Origin of the sequence: Arthrobacter sp. JZ12, assembly GCF_035189165.1 — a bacterium.
Lineage (GTDB): Bacteria > Actinomycetota > Actinomycetes > Actinomycetales > Micrococcaceae > Arthrobacter_D.
This window is the reverse complement of sequence record NZ_CP045246.1, coordinates 2415230-2430392: the sequence shown is the minus strand read 5'-3', so window position 1 is coordinate 2430392 and position 15163 is coordinate 2415230. Positions and strand designations below refer to the sequence as shown.

Here is a 15163-nt window from a genome sequence, read left to right as displayed (position 1 = left end):
CCATGAGCGCGGCCGAGCGTGAGCTGTCCACGGATGTGCTCGTTGTTGGAGCGGGTCCCACAGGGCTCATGCTCGCCGCGTGGTTGACCAAGCTCGGAGTCGACGTCGTGCTGGTGGACCGGAAGGACGGCCCCACCCGGGAATCCCGGGCGTTGGGCGTCCACTCCCGCAGCATGGAAATCTACGACCAACTTGGCGTGGTTGACCAGGTGTTGGCTGAGGGCTGGCCGCTCGCCAAGCTCCGGCCCGGGTTCGAAAACAGGGCGTTCGATGTTGTGCCGCTTGGCCGGATCGGTTCATCCCTCACCCCGTACCCGGGGATCCACGTTCTCGAACAAAGCAGAAATGAACGGATCCTCCTTGGTCGTCTCGAGGAATTGGGCGGATCGGTGGAGTGGAAGCATGCGCTTACCCGGCTCTCCGCCACCGACGACGGCGTGGAGGTTGAGTGCGACGGCCCGGCGGGGCTGTTGCGGGTCCGGGCGCGGTATCTGGTGGGTGCCGACGGCGGATCCTCCATGGTCCGGAAGCTCAGCGGCATCCCGTTCGAGGGCCTCACCAGCGAGCACACCTTCTACGTGGTGGATGTGCTCGGGGCGAACGGTGTAGCCGAGGACAGCGTCAACATCCGGTTCGGCGCCGAGGAATTCCTGCTGGGTTTCCCCATGGGGCCGGACGGCCACCACCGACTGATCGGAGTGCTTCCCACAGCCTCTGACGAAGACGTGCCGGAATCGCGTGCCCGCGAGCATCTCCAGGGAATCTTCGGTGTTTCCTATCGGGAGACACTGTGGTTCTCCACCTACCGGATCCACCACCGGGTGGCGGCCCGCTTCCGGCAGGGGCCGGTGTTCCTCGCGGGGGATGCCGGCCACGTGCATTCCCCGGTGGGTGCGCAGGGGATGAACACCGGCCTGCAGGACGCCCACAACGTCGCCTTCAAGCTTGCGGATGTGCTGCAGGGCCGCGCATCGGACGGGCTGTTGGACCGCTACGAGGCCGAACGCCGACCGGTGGCCCTGCGGCTGGTCAACACCACCGACAGGGTCTTTGCGCTGGTAACGTCCGGCACCCGGCGGGCGAAAGCTGTCCGGCGGGTGGTGCCGCCCCTGCTTGTTCCGCTGGCAGCCCGGCGGTTGCCTCGTCTTCCGGTCGCCTCGCGGCTGGTCGGCTACCTGGGCCAGCTCCGCATCCACTACTGGATGGACGACGACGCCCGCGACCACACCCTGCGCTCACGACGCCGCGGGCGGGTCATCGGCAGGCGGCTGCCATGGACGGGCAGCAACTTCGAAGCTCTCCGGGCTGCGCAGTGGCAGGTCCACACCTACGGCGAGGTCGACGCAGAGGTGATTGACGCCGTCGGACGCGGTCTGAAAGTGGCCGTGCATTCCTTCCCAGCCGCGGGAAAGCAGGGGCTGGAGGAGGGGATGTGCTACCTGGTCCGGCCGGACGGGTTCGTGGCCGCAGCGGCGCCGGTGCATACAGCGGTCTCGATGCTGCGGAAGGCATTGCCGGACCGCTGGTTCGATGGGGACCAGGACCAGAATTAGAACGACCATAGGTCAGCCATGGGCCGGGAACTGTGTTCCACGACACTCCCGCCTAGGATGAAGCAATGACCTATGAAGCCGCGGGAAACCGCTATGACACTATGCCCTACCGTCGAGTTGGGCGGAGCGGGCTGCACCTGCCGGCCGTTTCGCTGGGGCTGTGGCACAACTTTGGAGACGACAAGCCGTTCGAGGTGCAGCGGGCGATCCTGCGCCGGGCCTTCGACCTGGGCGTGACGCACTTTGACCTTGCCAACAACTACGGACCTCCCTATGGCTCGTCGGAGACCAACTTTGGTAGGCACCTCAAGGACGACTTCAAGCCTTACCGCGACGAGCTGATCATCTCGAGCAAGGCCGGCTATGACATGTGGCCGGGACCATACGGCAACTGGGGGTCGCGCAAGTACCTGCTTGCCAGCCTGGACCAGTCGCTGTCCCGCATGGGCCTGGACTACGTGGACATCTTCTACAGCCACCGTCCGGATCCGGAGACACCGCTCGAGGAAACCATGGGTGCACTGGACACGGCAGTTCGGTCCGGGCGCGCGCTCTACGCCGGAATCTCGTCCTACTCGCCGGAGAAGACCGCCGAGGCCGCGGCGATCCTGCGCGATCTGGGCACTCCGCTGCTCATCCACCAGCCGTCCTACTCGATGTTGAACCGCTGGGTGGAAAACGGGCAGCCCAACCTGCCGGAGGTCCTCGAGCAGGAGGGCGCCGGATCGATCGCGTTCTCGCCGCTCGCGCAGGGCCTGCTCACGTCCCGGTACCTGGGCGGTGTTCCGGAAGGGTCCCGGGCGGCGTCGAACAAGTCCCTGTCCGAGGACCACCTCTCGGATGACAACCTCCACCGGGTCCGCGGCCTCAACGACATCGCCGAGTCCCGCGGGCAGACGCTGGCTCAGATGGCGATCGCCTGGGTACTCCGTCCGCAGAGCAAGGGTGCCGCCATCACCTCGGCGCTGATCGGTGCCTCCAGCGTCAGGCAGCTCGAGGACAGCGTCGGAGCGATCAACAATCTCGAGTTCAGTGAGGAAGAGCTGCGCGCGATCGACGAGTTCGCCGTCGAATCCGACATCAACCTCTGGGCGAGGGCGCTCGACGCCTAAACTCCGCGGATCCGTTGCCTGGCCGCCGTCGACGCGGCATCGGTGCAGCCCCGTCTGCGCCCAGGCAACGGATTCGCGGGTTAGCCCGCAGAACGCTCGTCAGCGCCACGTCGGATCAGCGCCAGAGCTCCGACAGCGCCGGGAACGCCCGCTCGTAGCCGGCGAGCAGCCGCGTCGCCGTATGTGCCGAGTTGATGAGCGGGTGCAGGGCGAACGCCCGCAGCGCGAGCGAGCGATCTCCGTGCACGACGGCGGCGATCACGTCCTGCTCGACGCCCTTCACCTGCGACATCAGGCCGAGCTGGTGCGGGTCCGGCGCCGAAACCGGCAGGGGGATCGCGCCCTGGCCGTCCACACGGCAGGGCACCTCAACCACGGCGTCCGAAGGCAGCCCTGTCACCGCACCCGAGTTGCGGACATTCACAATAAGCTCCGCAGGCTCATCCAGCAGGAGCGCGCGCATGACCGTCAGCGCGATAAGCTCGTAGCCTCCTCCGGCGAGGTCGGCCTCATCCCGGGACTCCTCGGGGGAGCGGGCTTCGGCGAGGTAGCCGGATTCACGGGCGCGGCGGGCCTCCTCCCAGACGTCGAACGGGTTCGGTGCCGAGAGAAGCTCCGGATACAGACCCTCCTGTTGGCGCACCAGCGACTCGCCCCGGGTTTGAGGTGCGGCCGCAACGGACCTCAGGGCCTCAGCGTGGAAGTAGTAGTAGAAGAGGTACTCGTTCGGCACGGCTCCGAGCACCGGCAGGAACTGCGCCCCGAATACCCTGCCTTCCTCGAACGAGCCCAGCCGTCCCGGGTCCGCCAGCAACGCGGGCAGGAGGTCGGCGCCGTCGTGCTCCAGCCGCCGAAGCCAGCCCAGATGGTTCAGCCCCACATAATCGACGCCGGTCAGCGAGCCGAGGGGGAGCGGCACCCCTGCAGCTTCCGCAGCCCTGCGCACCAGACCGGACGCCGAATCGCAGATACCGATTACTCGATTCCCCAGCAACGGCTGGAGGGCCTCGGTGATGATCCCGGCAGGATTGGTGAAGTTGATGACCCACGCGTCCGGGCAGATTCGCGAGATCGCCTGAGCCACCTGCAGCATCTCAGGCACTGAGCGCAACGCATAGGACAGCCCGCCGGCACCGACCGTCTCCTGGCCCAGCACGCCCTCGGCCAGAGCCACCCGCTCATCCAGCACCCGGCCCGCGGCACCACCCGGCCGAATAGCGACGAATACGACGGCGGCCCCCGCCAGGGCATCCTGCAGCGAAACCGACACTTCAAGCGCCGGACGCCGCGCCCCAACCGGCAGCGGCATGCCCTCCACGACGCGCGCGATAGCAGCCGCTCGGGAGGAATCGACGTCGTACAGGCAGACGGAATCGATCAGACCGGCGAACGCTCCTGCAGCGAGCGCCCGATACACAAGGGGCACACGGAAACCTCCGCCGCCGACGACGGTCAACTTCATGAGGCACTCCTTGCGCGGTCATCCGCCGGCACACAGAGCCGGCTGCTTGGGTATGGTGCCGTACATGGCCACCCCGAACCGCTTTGACCCGCTTGCCTCTGTACGGACCGGCACGGATCCGGAGTTCGACCTGCTGATCACCGGTTCGGTGTTCTTCGACATTATCTTCACCGGCCTGGACGTGCTGCCCACACCCGGTACCGAAACCTGGGCGGAGGGGATGGGATCCTGTCCCGGCGGCGTGGCCAACCAGGCGATCGCAGCGAGCCGGCTCGGGCTGCGAACCACCCTCGCCGCGGCGTTCGGCGACGACGGCTATGGGGCTTTCAACCGCAGCATCCTGCAGGGCCAGGAACTGGTGGACCTGTCGCGGTCACGGACTTTCGAGCAGTGGCATTCCCCGGTGACCGTGTCCCTGTCGGTCGACCGGGACCGGTCGATGGTGACCCACGGGCATCCGTCGCCGCTGTCGGCGTCGGAACTGCTCGCGGAGGCGCCCCGCTGCCGCGCGGCCCTCGCGGAGGTCGGCCCGGTCGCCGAACCATGGGTGCAGGAAGCCTCCGCCAACGGAACGCGCCTGTTCGGGGACGTGGGCTGGGACCCGAGCGGGTCCTGGTCCAAGGAAGCCCTCGACTCCCTCCAGCACTTCCACGCGTTCCTGCCCAACGACGCCGAAGCAATGGCCTACACCCGCACCAGCGACCCCTGGGCTGCGCTGTACGCACTCGCCGACCGGGTGCCGGTAGCAGTGGTGACCGTGGGGCAGCAGGGGGCAATCGCCGTCGACTCGCTAACCGGGGAGGAGGAGTGGGTCCCCGCGCTTCCCGTCAACGCCTACGACCCCACCGGAGCAGGAGACTGCTTCGGCGCGGCCTTCGTCACGGGGGACCTGGCCGGCTGGCCGTTGGCCGACCGTCTTGCCTTCGCGAACCTCTGCGCATCCCTGTCCGTCCAGGAGGTCGGCGGTTCCCTCGCCGCACCGGGCTGGGGCGACATCGCGGACTGGTGGAGGCGCATGAGCGCCGGGCGCGACGGCGTCCGCAAGCAGTGGCTGCGGCGCTACGCCTTTCTGGAGGACATCGTTGCGGACATCCCTCCCGGCGCAGTGCGGCGCGCGACGGCGACAATCGCCACCCAGTCGGACGCCTGAGCAGCGCCATCTGACAAGCATCGCCGTATGACAGCAGTGACGACTAACCGGCAGCCGCCGCGCTGGTTCAGACCGGAACCTCAGACTGAGCGCCAATCGTCGCTGGTGATGTGGGACCCGGCCTGTGGGCCCATCTGGAGCATGCCGCCGTCGACAACCCACGAGGCGCCCGTGACGTAACTAGCGGCCGGGGAGGCGAGGAAGGCAATGACCGAGGCGATCTCCCGTGCGTCACCGGGACGGCCAAGCGGAACTCCAGGACGGTGGATCTTGTGCGGGTCTTCGTCCTCGTTGCCCGTCATGGGCGTGGCGATCTCCCCGGGCAGGACGGCGTTGGCCGTGATGCCGCGGTCGCCAAGTTCGAGAGCGATCGTGCGGATCAGTCCGCCCAGGCCGTGCTTGGCGGCGTCGTAGGCGGACGCACCCACCCGGGGCTGCTCCTGGTGGACGCTGGTGACGGCGATGATCCTGCCACCCGTCCCGGCCTGCACCATGCGGCGGGCTGCGCGCTGGATGCACACGAAGGCTCCGTCCAGGTCAGCTGACACCGTGCTCCGCCAGGTGTCCCAATCCAGGTCAAGGAACGGTGTGCCGTCTCCCGTGCCTGCATTGTTGACGAAGATGTCCACGCCGCCCAGCTCCTCGGCCACGCGGTCGATCACGTCGCCGCATGCGGGGTCCGTCGTGTCCAACTGCGCGACGACGGCCTTTCGGCCCTTGGCCTCGACCTCGCGTGCGGTTTCCTCGGCTCCGTCCTTGTCCGAGTGCCACGTGATGCCGACGTCGCAACCTGCTTCTGCGAGGGCAACGGCGGTGGCGCGTCCGATGCCTGAATCCGATCCGGTGACTATTGCGGTCTTGGGTGAGAAGGTCATGTTCCATCCTGTCGCCGTCGTAATCCGGCTGGCAAGGGCCCTCGCCCCGGCATCCGCGGCGAACTGCGGTACGCAGGGCCCAATTCCGACCTGGGCTGCGGAAACTGACAGAATAGGGGCGTGGATTTTTCAGCAGGGCCCTTGCCGGAGCGGCGGGTGGACATCGACCTGGCCGCTATCCGGCACAACGTCAGGCACATCGCGGATATCGCCAGTCCCGCCCGGGTGATGGCGGTTGTGAAGGCCGACGGGTACGGTCACGGAGCTGTTCCCGTGGCGAAGGCTGCGCTGGAGGCCGGCGCCACCTGGCTCGGCGTGGCACACATCTCCGAGGCTGTTGAACTTCGGCGGGCCGGCATCGATGCGCCCGTCCTGGCCTGGCTGCACACCGAGTCCAGTGACTTCGCTGCTGCGATCGAGCTGGGCGTGGACCTGGGTGTCTCAGGCTGGGAGCTCGCGCACGTGGTGGCGGAAGCACGCCGGCTGGAGCGTCCGGCGCGGGTCCACCTCAAGATCGACACCGGCCTTGGCCGGAACGGGTGCCCGCCGGAGAAGTGGGAGTCCCTGCTCGGCCAGACGCTGCAGCACCAGGAGGAGGGGCTGCTCCGCGTAGTAGGAGTCTTCTCCCATCTGGCCGTCGCCGATGAACCTCATCGTGCGGAGAATGACGAGCAGATCCAGCGCTTCCGCGACGCCGTGGCCGTAGCCGAGGACGCCGGCGTCGACCTCGAGGTACGGCACCTGGCCAACACACCCGGAACTCTCTCGCGGCCCGACGCCCACTTCGACCTTGTTCGGATCGGGCTGGGACTGTACGGACTCTCACCCTTCGAGGGGCAGTCTTCCATTGAGCTCGGTCTTCGCCCTGCGATGAGTTTCCGCACCACGGTGGCTAACTGCAAGGAAGTGCCGGCCGGGCATGGTGTTTCGTATGGGTTTGCCTACCGCACGGAGAAGCGGACCACGCTGGGCCTGATTCCCGTCGGCTACGGTGACGGGATACCCCGGATAGCAGTTGGGGCTCCCGTGACCATCGACGGCCGGATCTACCCGGTGGTGGGACGGATCGCGATGGACCAGTTCGTCGTCGACTTCGAGGCCACCGGACTCGTGGACACCGAGGAGAGCCCGCTGGGCCATGAGGTTGTGATTTTCGGCGACGGCAACGGCACGCCCACCGCCGATGACTGGGCCCGCGCTTCAGGCTCGATCAACTATGAGGTGGTCACCCGCATCAGTCCCCGCGTGACCCGCCGGTACGTTGATTCCGAGGCGACCTCATGACCGAACCGGTTTGGTCCCAGGAGATTTCCGTTAACTCGGTTGATGAGCTGCAGCGGTTCGCCGCAGGGCTTGGCGCCGAACTTGCGCCGGGGGACCTCCTTATCCTCACGGGGGAGCTGGGTGCCGGCAAAACCACCTTCACCCAGGGACTGGGCCGCGGACTCGGCGTGCGGGAAGGAATCATTTCCCCCACCTTCGTCCTGGTGCGTAACCACCCATCGCTGACTGGCGGCCCGGGACTGGTGCACGTGGACGCCTACCGCCTGGAATCGGATGCCGAGATCGACGACCTCGACCTCGAATCCACCCTGGAGGACTCCGTCACGGTCGTGGAGTGGGGTGCCGGGCGGGTGGAGCACCTCGCCGACAGCCGCCTCCACGTCACACTGGTTCGCCCCGCGGCAGGTTCGCCGGTCGCCCAGGGCGATGCCGGCGTCGTCGTACCCGGTGGCAACGAAACAACAGATGACGACGACGAACCGCGCCAGGTGCGCATTGACGCCTACGGTCCGCGCTGGGCGGGCATGCAGCCGCGGGCACTGGTCTAGGAGCGTACCGTGCTGATTCTTTCCTTGGATACCTCCGCGGCAGCCAGTGCGGCCGTGATTCGCGACGGCGAGGTGCTGCAGCGATTCTCATCAACAGATACGCGCTCGCACGCCGAAGTCCTGGCTCCCGCCATCCAGCAGTTGCTAGCGGACGCTGACGTCGCGGGAACGGCGCTGGACGCGATCGTTGTCGGCGTCGGGCCGGGACCGTTCACGGGACTGCGCGCCGGTATCGCCACCGCTCGGATGCTCGCGTTTGTATGGGGCGTTCCGCTGCACGGGGTCATGAGCCTGGATGCGGTGGCGCTGGATGCAGGCCACCCGGACGGTGAGTTCGCCGTCGCCACTGACGCACGGCGCAAGGAAGTGTACTGGGCGCGGTACCGCGCGGCGTCGGGCCTGCCGGAACTGGTTGACGGCCCGCACGTCGGCCCCGCCGAAACCGTTCCCGAGCTTCCGGTCTACGGGCACGGTGCAGGACTGTATGCCGAACGGCTGGCAGGAACACCCCACGCGACGGACCTCTGGCCTGACGCCGCCGCGCTGGCCGTCATCGCCGAGCGGACCTTCGCGGCGGGCGGCACCCTTCGGCCCACCACTCCGCTGTACCTGCGGGAGTCGGATGCGAAGGTTCCTGGGCCGCGGAAGAAGGCCCTGCTGTGACGTTCACACTTCGGCCCATGCGCCTGGAAGACATCCCGCTGGTTGGGGCGCTGGAACAGATGCTGTTTCCCATTGACGCGTGGCCGCTTGAACTGTTCTATGACGAGTTCTCACTGGTAGAGACGCGAGCCTACTCCGTGGCTGAAATCGACGGACACCTTGTGGGCTACTGCGGAGTGATGGTGGTGGGCGAGATTGCAGATATACAGACGATCGGAGTGCTTCCTGAACACGAGGGGAAGGGCATCGGCACCGCCATGCTGACGGGAATGCTCGAGGAGGCCCGCCGCCGGGGCGCCGCCGAAACCCTGCTTGAGGTCCGCGAAGACAATCCCCGCGCCCGCAGCCTTTACGAGCGGTTCGGCTTCGAGCACATCCACACGCGGCGCGGCTACTACCGCGACGGCGTCAACGCCCACGTCATGCGGCTGGTCCTCGAAACCGGAGCCGCGCACGAGCCTTCCGGAGATGAATCATGAACCGGTCTGAACCACTGGTGCTCGGCATCGAGTCCTCCTGCGACGAAACAGGTGTGGGAATCGTGCGGGGCACCACCCTGCTGACCAACGCAGTCTCCTCATCAATGGATGAACACGTGCGCTTCGGCGGCGTGATCCCGGAAATCGCCTCCAGGGCGCACCTGGACGCCATGGTGCCCACACTGCAACAGGCGCTCGATGAAGCGGGCGTCACGCTGTCCGACGTCGACGCGCTCGCCGTGACCTCCGGCCCCGGGCTTTCCGGCGCCCTGATGGTGGGGGTGGCCGCAGCCAAGGCGCTCGCCGTCGCGACCGGCAAGCCTCTGTTCGCGGTGAACCACCTAGTGGCGCATGTGGGCGTCGGGCTGCTCGACGCCGGGACTCTCCCGGACAATCTCGGCGCGCTGCTGGTTTCGGGCGGTCATACGGAGATCCTGCGCGTGCGCAACCTGGCCGCCGACGTCGAACTCCTCGGCTCAACCATCGACGACGCTGCGGGCGAGGCCTACGACAAGGTCGCCCGCATCCTGGGCCTGGGCTATCCCGGTGGACCCGCTATTGACCGGATTGCGGCGGACGGCGACCCCAAGGCCATCCGCTTCCCACGTGGGCTCACTCAGCCCAAGTACATGGGAACGGCTGAGGAACCCGGTCCGCACCGGTACGACTGGTCGTTCAGCGGGTTGAAGACCGCCGTCGCACGTTTTGTGGAGGACTGCGAAGCGCGCGGGGCGGACGTGCCGGTGGCCGATGTGGCGGCCTCGTTCCAGGAAGCAGTGGTGGACGTGATCACCTCAAAGGCGGTCCTGGCCTGCACCGAGAACGGCATCACGTCGCTCCTACTGGGCGGGGGAGTGGCGTCCAACTCGCGGCTCCGCCAGCTCACCCTCGAGCGCTGCGAGGCTGCGGGCATCGAGCTGATCATCCCGCCGTCGTCATTGTGCACCGACAACGGGGCGATGGTGGCAGCCCTCGCCGCCCGGATCATCATGGATGGCGGGGAGCCGAGCGGAATCGGCTTCGGCACCGACTCGTCCATGCCGGTGAGTACCGTCTACCTCTAGCCCTGCGCCAACGCTTGGTCAGGGGGCGTTCAGCTTCACGTACTCACCGGGCGTCAGGCCGGTCACGCGGGAGAAGTCGCGCGTGAAGTGAGCCTGATCGGCGTAGCCCAACTCGGTGGCCAGCTGCCCGACTGAGCACCCGCCGACGGCGAGACGGACGCCCGCTTCCTGCAGCCGCCGCCGTTGGATGAGCCACTTCGGGCTGAGGCCCAGCCGCTTGCGGGTCAGGCGCTGCAGCGACCGTTCGTCCAGGCCAACGGCCGCGGCCAGCTTGTCCACGCGGGTCAGCGTCGGAGTCTGCTCAACGTGGTCAGTGATGAGGTTGATGAGCGAGTCCTCCTCATCAAGCGGCGCACACCACGGCGCCAGCCCCTCCGAGACAATCGCCATGCACCGCCGGTGAACTTCCGACGACGACGGCGCGGCCGCCATCTCTGCCCGGACCGACCGGACCGCCTCCCCAAGCTCCGGAAGAGCGTCGATGAGGGGCGCCTCGTTCCCCACCAGCGCAGGCAGCCCCGCACCGTGGAGGCGGTACCCGGCGGCGGCCTGGAACAGCACGCCGAATGCCCAGGATGAACCGCGCAGGACCTTGTGGGAGAGCTCCGGTTCAGGACCCTTTGCGATGGCATAGTCGGGTGCGATGACCAGCAGCGTGCTCGGGTATTGCAGCACGCGCTGGTGGGATTGGACGCCGGCGGGAAAGCTCCAGACCGGAACCCAGAAGTGGCGGATGAGATGCGCGTACTGCGGCGCCGGGGCGTAGCGGAAGAGCTGAGGGGCCGGAACCGTCGGGTCGTGCAACCGGCCGCGGCTGATGGGATCCATTCCGGTTGCCACGTGTCGGATTTTATCAAGACGAGTGTCGGCGCCGACCCCTACGGTGAAGGCATGACTACACACTTAGAGCAGTACCGGGCAGCAAACGCACCCCTCACTGACGTCGTTGAAGCGGTGAATGATTGGACAGCGGAATCGCCCTGTGCCGGATGGACCGTCCGTGACGTGCTTGACCACCTCATCGACACCGAACGGGATTTCCTGGACCAGCACGGGATCGACATTGGGCCGCGACCGTCGACGGAAGCGGACCCGGCATCCGCGTGGAAGGAGCACTCCACCCGGGTGCAGGAGGTCCTGGAGACGCCGGACCTGGCGGAGAAGTCGTTCGATGGTTTCTTTGGTCCGGCCACCGTGGGAGCCACGTTGGCCACGTTCTACGGCTTTGACCTTCTGGTGCACCGGTGGGACATCGCCCGAGGCGCGGGACAGCAGACGCACTTCGGGGATACCGAACTTGATCTGATTGAGGAGTCTCTGAACGGCTTCGGCGAGCACCTCTACATGGAGGGGATCTGCAAACCCGCGTTGCCCGTGTCGGAAGATGCAAGCCGGGAATCCCGGCTCCTGGCACGCATGGGCCGCGACGCCGCGTGGCGATCCGGCGTTAACGCCTGAGGGTCAGTCTGCGGTACCTTCGCGCAACTGACGCACCATGTCCAGCACGACGGCGCTAAGGTCGCCGTTGTGCTCGGCGGCGATGCGCCGCTGGCGCTGGTACCCCGCGCCGCGCTGCAGGATCTTCTCGACGTCGCGCAGTTCCTCGGAGCAGCCCAGCTTGGCGGCGACTGGTTCGAGCCGGTTCAGCTCGTCCATCAGGTGCTCGGTAACCAGACGCTCGTTGCCGGCGGCGTCGAGGATGATGATGGCTTCAAGCCCGTAGCGGGCCGCACGCCACTTGTTCTCCTGCACATGCCACGGCGGCATGGTGGGGATGGTGCCGCCATTGTCCAGGGTGGTTGAGAAGTCGTCCACCAGGCACTGGGTCAGCGCAGCCACAGCGCCGACTTCCTCCAGCGTGGACAGCCCGTCGCACACTCGCATCTCAATCGTCCCAAGCGCACCGACCGGGCGGATGTCCCAGCGGATCTCACTGACGGTGTCGATGACGCCGGTGGTGAACATGTCCTGGACGTAGGATTCGTACTCTTCCCAGGTCCGGAACTGGAACGGCAGTCCTGCCGTGGGCAGTTGCTGGAACATCAACGCGCGCTGCGAGGCGTAACCGGTGTCTTCTCCTCCCCAGTAGGGGGAAGATGCGGAGATCGCCTGGAAATGCGGGAAGTAGTTCACCAGCCCGTCGAGCACCGGCAGAACCTTGTCCCGGGAGTCCAAACCCACATGGACGTGGACGCCGTAGATCACCATCTGATGGCCCCACCACTGGGTCCGGTCAATCAGCTTAAGGTACCGCTCCTTGTCGGTGACCGGCTGCGAGCGCGGAGAGCTGAAGGGGTGCGATCCGGCCGAGAAGAGTTCAACACCCATCGGGTCCGTGACCTCTCGGACCGCGGCGAGTGAGCGCAACAGGTCCTCCTTCGCCTCGGCCACGGTATGGCAAATGCCGGTTACGATCTCGACGGTGTTGAGCAGCAGCTCCTGCTTGATGTGCGGATGCTCATCATCGGCGTGAAGTTCGGGGTGGAGTTCGTTGACGCCCCGCAGCACTTCCTTGGCTACAGAGACCAGCCCGCCGTTGTAGCGGTCAACGAGGGCGAGCTCCCACTCGACGCCGAGCGTGGACTGTTGGGACTTCGCGAACTCAATCTTCACTATGTGCTCCTGACCGGTACCGGACGGTGGGAAATGTGCCTCGGTAACGCGCCATCGCGGGTGAGAACTGTCCCTAATCCTAGTGCAGGGCAAGTGATCGACCGTGCTGGATGACCCGGCTTGGCGTACCCGGTCCGTCATCCACGGCTTGGCATACTGGGGTGGTGCCGATCCTAAACAAAGACATGGTCCTGTCCATCTCGCTCGCCGCCCGTCCCAGCAATATCGGCACCCGCTTCCACAACTGGCTCTACGACGAGCTCGGCCTCAACAACATCTACAAGGCCTTCACCACCACCGACCTCCCTTCCGCGATTGCCGGTGTCCGTGCCCTCGGGATCCGCGGCTGCTCCGTCTCGATGCCGTTCAAGGAGGATGTGATCGCCCTGGTGGACAAGATGGATCCCTCCGCGCTCGCCATTGATTCCGTCAACACCATCGTGAACGACGACGGCGTCCTCACCGCCTACAACACCGACTACCTTGCGGTCGCGCAGCTGCTCGGACAGCAGGCCGGCCTGGCGCCGTCGTCGTCGGTTCTCCTGCGCGGTTCCGGGGGAATGGCGAAGGCGGTTGCCGCCGCGCTGCGGGACGCGGGCTTCACCCGGGTCACCATTGCGGCTCGCAATGAGCAGACCGGACGTGCCCTTGCCGGGTTGTACGGTTTCGCGTGGCAGTCCGAAGCGGGCAATTCCACGGCCGATCTCCTGATCAACGTGACCCCGCTCGGCATGTCCGGGTCCGACGAGTCCGCGCAGTCCTTCAGCGATGAAGCCGTCGCCGCCGCGCAGGTGGTGTTCGACGTCGTCGCACTCCCGGCGGAGACGCCGCTCATCCGCGCGGCGCGGCGCGCGGGCAAGCCGGTGATCACCGGTGCGGAGGTGATTGCCCTTCAGGCGGCCGAACAGTTTGTCCTGTACACCGGGGTGCGTCCGACCGACGAGCAGATCCGCAGGGCGGGTGAGTTCTCCCGCCAGGCCGGCTGACGCTTTGCCCACGGGCAGAATCAGCTAGGTCAGGACGGGATCTACGACGACGGCGACGCGCTCCTCGCCGAGCCGTGTCAGTACCAGCGTGGCCTTGCGGACGGACTTCTTCGAGCCGGCCAACAGTTGCTTGCGCAGCTCCTCGGGCGTGACGGAGGTGCCGCGCTTCTTGATGTCGAGGACGCCGATGTCATTGGCCTTCACCCAGGCCCGGAGCCCCTTGACGTTGTAGGGCAGCACCTCGAGCACCCGGTAGGCGCGGGCGAACGGGGTGTCCACCAGTTCGGGAGCACAGATGTAGGCGATGTTCGGATCCAGCAGATGTCCGCCGATCTGGGAGGCGACATCGGCAACGAGCCCGGTGCGGATGATCGCGCCGTCGGGTTCGTAGAGGTACCCGGCGATCGGGCCGACGGGAGCGGTGGCGTCCTCGCCGAAGTCGGTGCTGCTGGTCAGCTCCGCCGCGCCGGCCGCGCCGATCAGGAGGGCACTCCTACGGACGTTCCCGCGGCGCAGGGCGTTGAACCACAGGACCACCTCGGCGACATCGCCGTCCACCGACACCCACTGCGCCTCGCAGTCTGCGGGTATGGCGTCATGCGGAATGCCTGGGCCCAGCTTCACTCCGACCGGCATGCCCGTGGCCGCAAGGCGCTCCACGAAGGAGAGCGGTGGCGAGAAGGCCTCCGGATCGAACAGGCGCTTGGTGCCCGAGCTTGAGGTGGTCCTCCGCGCCGGATCCAGCCAGACGCCGTCGAACTCGGCAAGATCCACGGTGGCGGCGTCCGCATTCAGGACCGTGGCATTGGACCAGGGGAGCAGGTTCATGGTGGCGGCAGCAGCGGTGGTCTCGTCGAGTTCGACGGCGGTGACGTCCCGGTCCAGCGTGGCAAGGGCCATGGAGTCCGCGCCGATGCCGCAGCCCAGATCGGCAACTTTCTGGAGATTCGCACTGACGTAGCGCTGGGCATGGCGGGCGGCGACGTTCAGCCGGGTGGCCTGTTCCAGCCCGGCCGGCGTGAAGAGCATCCGCGCCGCGAATGGACCGAACTTCGCCTCCGCCTTCGCGCGAAGGCGGGACTGGGTGAGCGCTGCTGCAACCACGTCAGGAGAGTGGCCGGCTGCGCGGAGCTGTTCGTTGAGCCGGAGGCTGTCCGCCTCCGAGTAGGGGCCGAGCGAATTGAGCAGCTCCCAGCCCTCGGGAGTCAGGACGGGGGCAAGGAGGTTCTCGGTCAAGGGATCGCTTTCAAGCTTTCGTAAGGACTGCAGGGCCGGGTTCAGTCTAGAGGGTGGGCTCCTGGATGGTCGTTTGATCCGCTGTTCGGAAAGCTCCGGGGCGGCTCCTAGACGCGTCTGGCACTCGCCTTGACCGAG

The 15163-nt window shown here is 66.9% G+C and carries 15 protein-coding genes; 10 read left to right on the top strand and 5 right to left on the bottom strand.

What is annotated here, in order from left to right:
* Nucleotides 1-2: 2 nt before the first annotated feature.
* Both GC088_RS11160 and mgrA read left to right on the top strand, forming a co-directional pair.
* Nucleotides 3-1553, top strand: a complete 1551-nt coding sequence (locus GC088_RS11160; RefSeq protein ID WP_323959081.1) for an FAD-dependent monooxygenase — start codon at nt 3-5, stop codon at nt 1551-1553.
* A 65-nt stretch (nt 1554-1618) separates the two neighbouring features.
* Entirely contained in the window at nt 1619-2665 is a 1047-nt protein-coding gene (gene mgrA, locus GC088_RS11155) for an L-glyceraldehyde 3-phosphate reductase (protein WP_323959080.1), read from the top strand.
* A 115-nt stretch (nt 2666-2780) separates the two neighbouring features.
* Here mgrA and GC088_RS11150 read toward each other — a convergent pair whose 3' ends face one another.
* Nucleotides 2781-4127: a family 4 glycosyl hydrolase gene (locus GC088_RS11150; RefSeq protein WP_323959079.1), complete on the bottom strand. Its 1347-nt coding sequence runs from the start codon at nt 4125-4127 to the stop codon at nt 2781-2783.
* 64 nt (nt 4128-4191) lie between these two features.
* On the opposite strand from GC088_RS11150, the gene GC088_RS11145 reads away from it, so the two are divergent.
* The gene (locus GC088_RS11145; RefSeq protein ID WP_323959078.1) at nt 4192-5277 is read left to right on the top strand and encodes a carbohydrate kinase family protein; all 1086 of its coding nucleotides are present in this window, start codon (nt 4192-4194) and stop codon (nt 5275-5277) included.
* Nucleotides 5278-5357: 80 nt separating this feature from the next.
* On the opposite strand, the gene GC088_RS11140 is transcribed toward GC088_RS11145, so the two are convergent.
* On the bottom strand, nt 5358-6152 hold the full coding sequence (locus GC088_RS11140; protein ID WP_323959077.1) for an SDR family oxidoreductase: 795 nt from the start codon (nt 6150-6152) through the stop codon (nt 5358-5360).
* Nucleotides 6153-6272: 120 nt separating this feature from the next.
* On the opposite strand from GC088_RS11140, the gene alr reads away from it, so the two are divergent.
* Genes alr through tsaD form a run of 5 tightly spaced genes read left to right on the top strand, consistent with a single transcriptional unit; the run spans nt 6273 to nt 10190 of the window.
* Nucleotides 6273-7436: an alanine racemase gene (gene alr, locus GC088_RS11135; RefSeq protein ID WP_323959076.1), complete on the top strand. Its 1164-nt coding sequence runs from the start codon at nt 6273-6275 to the stop codon at nt 7434-7436.
* Nucleotides 7433-7984, top strand: coding sequence for a tRNA (adenosine(37)-N6)-threonylcarbamoyltransferase complex ATPase subunit type 1 TsaE (gene tsaE / locus GC088_RS11130; RefSeq protein ID WP_323959075.1), 552 nt, complete (start codon nt 7433-7435; stop codon nt 7982-7984). The genes alr and tsaE overlap by 4 nt, the downstream gene beginning before the upstream one ends.
* Nucleotides 7985-7993: 9 nt before the next feature.
* Nucleotides 7994-8647, top strand: coding sequence for a tRNA (adenosine(37)-N6)-threonylcarbamoyltransferase complex dimerization subunit type 1 TsaB (gene tsaB, locus GC088_RS11125; RefSeq protein ID WP_323959074.1), 654 nt, complete (start codon nt 7994-7996; stop codon nt 8645-8647).
* Nucleotides 8648-8664: 17 nt separating this feature from the next.
* Nucleotides 8665-9126, top strand: a complete 462-nt coding sequence (gene rimI / locus GC088_RS11120; protein ID WP_323959073.1) for a ribosomal protein S18-alanine N-acetyltransferase — start codon at nt 8665-8667, stop codon at nt 9124-9126.
* On the top strand, nt 9123-10190 hold the full coding sequence (gene tsaD, locus GC088_RS11115; protein ID WP_323959072.1) for a tRNA (adenosine(37)-N6)-threonylcarbamoyltransferase complex transferase subunit TsaD: 1068 nt from the start codon (nt 9123-9125) through the stop codon (nt 10188-10190). The genes rimI and tsaD overlap by 4 nt, the downstream gene beginning before the upstream one ends.
* 18 nt (nt 10191-10208) lie before the next feature.
* Here tsaD and GC088_RS11110 read toward each other — a convergent pair whose 3' ends face one another.
* Nucleotides 10209-11030 (bottom strand): helix-turn-helix domain-containing protein, encoded by an 822-nt coding sequence (locus GC088_RS11110; protein WP_323959071.1) that lies wholly within the window; start codon nt 11028-11030, stop codon nt 10209-10211.
* Between the two features lie 51 nt (nt 11031-11081).
* Here GC088_RS11110 and GC088_RS11105 point away from each other — a divergent pair, with 51 nt between their 5' ends.
* Nucleotides 11082-11648, top strand: coding sequence for a maleylpyruvate isomerase family mycothiol-dependent enzyme (locus GC088_RS11105; RefSeq protein ID WP_323959070.1), 567 nt, complete (start codon nt 11082-11084; stop codon nt 11646-11648).
* A gap of 3 nt (nt 11649-11651) precedes the next feature.
* Here GC088_RS11105 and GC088_RS11100 read toward each other — a convergent pair whose 3' ends face one another.
* A complete protein-coding gene (locus GC088_RS11100) occupies nt 11652-12803 on the bottom strand; it encodes a glutamate--cysteine ligase (protein ID WP_323959069.1) in 1152 nt (383 codons plus the stop codon).
* Between the two features lie 164 nt (nt 12804-12967).
* Between GC088_RS11100 and GC088_RS11095 the strand changes: the two genes are divergently transcribed.
* Nucleotides 12968-13789 carry a shikimate 5-dehydrogenase gene (locus tag GC088_RS11095; protein ID WP_323959068.1) on the top strand — a complete coding sequence of 274 codons (822 nt, stop codon included), beginning with the start codon at nt 12968-12970 and terminating at the stop codon, nt 13787-13789.
* A 24-nt stretch (nt 13790-13813) separates the two neighbouring features.
* On the opposite strand, the gene GC088_RS11090 is transcribed toward GC088_RS11095, so the two are convergent.
* Nucleotides 13814-15025, bottom strand: coding sequence for a class I SAM-dependent methyltransferase (locus tag GC088_RS11090; protein ID WP_323959067.1), 1212 nt, complete (start codon nt 15023-15025; stop codon nt 13814-13816).
* Between the last annotated feature and the right edge of the window lie 138 nt (nt 15026-15163).

Excerpts from the sequence above, each read along its gene's own strand:
- GC088_RS11145 (WP_323959078.1), top strand. The coding sequence starts at position 4,192 with ATGGCCACCCCGAACCGCTTTGACCCGCTTGCCTCTGTACGGACCGGC.
- GC088_RS11150 (WP_323959079.1), bottom strand. The coding sequence starts at position 4,127 with ATGAAGTTGACCGTCGTCGGCGGCGGAGGTTTCCGTGTGCCCCTTGTG.
- GC088_RS11160 (WP_323959081.1), top strand. The coding sequence starts at position 3 with ATGAGCGCGGCCGAGCGTGAGCTGTCCACGGATGTGCTCGTTGTTGGA.
- mgrA (WP_323959080.1), top strand. The coding sequence starts at position 1,619 with ATGACCTATGAAGCCGCGGGAAACCGCTATGACACTATGCCCTACCGT.
- tsaE (WP_323959075.1), top strand. The coding sequence starts at position 7,433 with ATGACCGAACCGGTTTGGTCCCAGGAGATTTCCGTTAACTCGGTTGAT.
- rimI (WP_323959073.1), top strand. The coding sequence starts at position 8,665 with ATGCGCCTGGAAGACATCCCGCTGGTTGGGGCGCTGGAACAGATGCTG.
- tsaD (WP_323959072.1), top strand. The coding sequence starts at position 9,123 with ATGAACCGGTCTGAACCACTGGTGCTCGGCATCGAGTCCTCCTGCGAC.
- GC088_RS11105 (WP_323959070.1), top strand. The coding sequence starts at position 11,082 with ATGACTACACACTTAGAGCAGTACCGGGCAGCAAACGCACCCCTCACT.
- GC088_RS11140 (WP_323959077.1), bottom strand. The coding sequence starts at position 6,152 with ATGACCTTCTCACCCAAGACCGCAATAGTCACCGGATCGGATTCAGGC.